Genomic DNA, 2,746 nt, shown 5'->3' with positions numbered 1-2,746 from the left:
CTGTAGTACCTGCAACAGAAGTCGGGGGAACCGGCGCGGATGGCAAAGGGGTTCCACCGGAGGCTACGTTATACCAGTTAAGCGTGCCGCCGGGGGCAGCCACTGCCGTCAACGCTACAGAGGTTGTATTGATACAATAATTCACCGGTGTGGTTACTGCAGGTAATGCCCCCAAAGGATTGATAACAACCAATACCGAATCCTGCAGCGAGTTACAATTATTGATGGTTACATACACATAATAATAACCTGCGTTGGAGGCACTTGTATTGGTTATCGACGGGTTTTGCAGCGTACTGTTGAAGCCATTCGGCCCGCTCCACGTGTAAGATGCTGCACCCGGTGCGCTGGAACTTACCGAAAGGTTTAATGTCTGCCCGCTGCAGATGGCACTGTTACTGGATGCAACAGGTGCAGACGGCGGATTAGGATCAGCAAGTATAACCGGCCCAAGACTATTGGAGATACAGCCAGACAGCACAACATTTATATTGGCATAAGTACCCTGGGAAAGGCCGGTGATAAGGATGTTGCCGGTTGGCCCTGCAGGATAGGATGCAGATTGCGGGATAGTATTGAATGTATAATTTACGGTGTACACCTGGCCGGCTGTAAGCCCTGAAATGCTGATAGAACCTGTATTGGAACCACAGGCTGTAGGATTTGAGGGAACAGCTGTGGTAAGTACAGGTGTAGTATTGATCGCCACAGTGGTGGTAGCGGCGGCAGAAACACATGCCCCGGGCCCGGTAGATGTATAGATAACTGTGTAAGTACCCGCGGCAGCGGAAGTAACATTGCTGATAGAAGGATTTTGCAAATTGCTGGTAAAGCCGTTGGGGCCGGTCCAGGCGTATTGCATACCACCCGGTGTAACCGTACCGGAATTCAATTGCAGCGAATTGCCGGTACAAACCGGGCTATTGCTGGTAGCGGCAGGTGTCGCGGGCGTTTGATTGACAATAACATTTACGTTAGTCGGCGCGGAAGCACAACCGGCGATTGTAACGATCACCTGGTATACCCCCGCATCTGCCACAGTAGCATTGGGAATAACAGGATTTTGTTGGGCACTGGTATAACCGGAAGGGCCCGTCCAGCTGTAGGTTGCCGAACCGGTGGAACTGGTGTTAGCTGTAAGGGTGATCGGATTGCCGCTGCATATCGGGCCGTTGGAAGCAACGACCGGCGTGGCGGGCGGGTTTGGATTGGTGAGGGTGAATGGCCCTGCAATATTTGAAGTACATCCCAAAGCTGTCACGCGTATGTTGGAATATGATCCCGGCGCGAGATTCGAAATGGTCACTACTCCACCGGCGGTAGCTGTAATGGAAGTGCTTACCGGATTAGTATTGTAATCGTACTGTACCACATACGATGTTCCTGTTACGAGCCCTTTTAAGATAATGGTACCATCAGGCACACCGCATTGCGTAGGATTGGTAAAGCTGCTGTCGGATATATGAGGCAATGGATTTACCATCACCGGTATGCTGACTGGCGCGGAAGCACAGGATTGTCCATTGGTAGTAGCGGTACTGATAACCTGATAGGAACCACTTGCCGCTACAGGGGCATTTGTGATAACCGGGTTTTGCTGTGTACTTGCAAAAGCATTCGGGCCGGTCCATGCCCAGGTGATAACACCGGTTGTGGAAGTGGATGCCGACAAAGTAAGGTTCGTTCCTTCACAAACCGGGCTGTTACTGCCTGCCGATGGCAGAGCCGGCGTGGGATTTATAACCACGGCCACAGACGCTGCGGGGGAAACACAACCGTTTATAGTTGCCGTAACAAAATATGTTCCCGATGCTGCTACCGTTACAGTGGGAATGACAGGGTTTTGAAGGGAACTGGTAAAACCATTGGGGCCCGTCCAGCTGTAGGTTACCCCGGCAGTAGCTGAAGTTGCAGACAGCGATAACGTGCCACCGCTGCACATCTGTGGCACAGCAGGTACAACGGGAGTGGTTGGCTGTGCAGGATTGGTGAGCTGCACCGGGCCAATTTCAGGAGAATTACATCCATTTATGGTAACATAAATATTCGTATAACTTCCGGCGGATAATCCGCCAATGAGAATGGTTCCGGAAGTTGAGGAGTTAATTGTTTGCGTTTGCGGGTTACCGTTAGCAAGATAATGTACTGTATGCGAAGTGGAAGCTGCAAGGCCGGTAATGGTAAAACTTCCATTGGCAGAACCACAGGTGGATGGGTTTACTGGTATTACTGTTCCAATGGTTGGTATGGGACGTATGATGACATCGATCCTCGATCTTACACTTTCGCAGGTGGTGCCCGTATTCACCTGGCTTACATAATAAGATGTAGTGCCTGCGGTGGTGGTTAACGGAACAGGCGCCGTGGTGCTTCCGGTTCCCCCTGCAGGTACCGAATACCACAGTAAGGTATTTGTGCCTGTGGCGGTGGCAGTTAAAGGCGATGCTGTAGCGTTGAGGCAATAAGATACCTGCGCAGTAACAACCGGGGCATTCGGCCGCGGGTTTACCGTGATATTAAATGATTGCTGGGCGCTGCAAAGCCCATTGGATCCGGTTACGGTGATCACGGCGGTTACAGGGGTGCTGCCGGCATTACTTACCGGGAATGCAGGAATATTTCCCGTTCCCGAAGCCGCCAGTCCGATAGAGGTATTGCTGTTTGTCCAGGTGAACGATGCGCCTGCAGGTACACTCGAAAAAGTAAAAGGGCCTGCCTGGTCGCCGGCGCATAAGGCCGGCGATGT

General features: G+C 51.8%; 1 protein-coding gene. It reads right to left on the bottom strand.

The window, feature by feature from the left end; translation table 11 throughout:
* Window positions 1-2,746, bottom strand: a 2,746-nt coding sequence (locus EGI32_RS10800; RefSeq protein ID WP_255155399.1) for a hypothetical protein, incomplete at both ends; no start/stop codon positions are given.

Source organism: Ferruginibacter sp. HRS2-29 (assembly GCF_024343615.1).
In the GTDB taxonomy this organism is placed as follows: Bacteria; Bacteroidota; Bacteroidia; order Chitinophagales; family Chitinophagaceae; genus Ferruginibacter.
The sequence above is the reverse complement of the archived record's forward strand: the minus strand, read 5'-3'. Positions and strand labels throughout refer to the sequence as shown.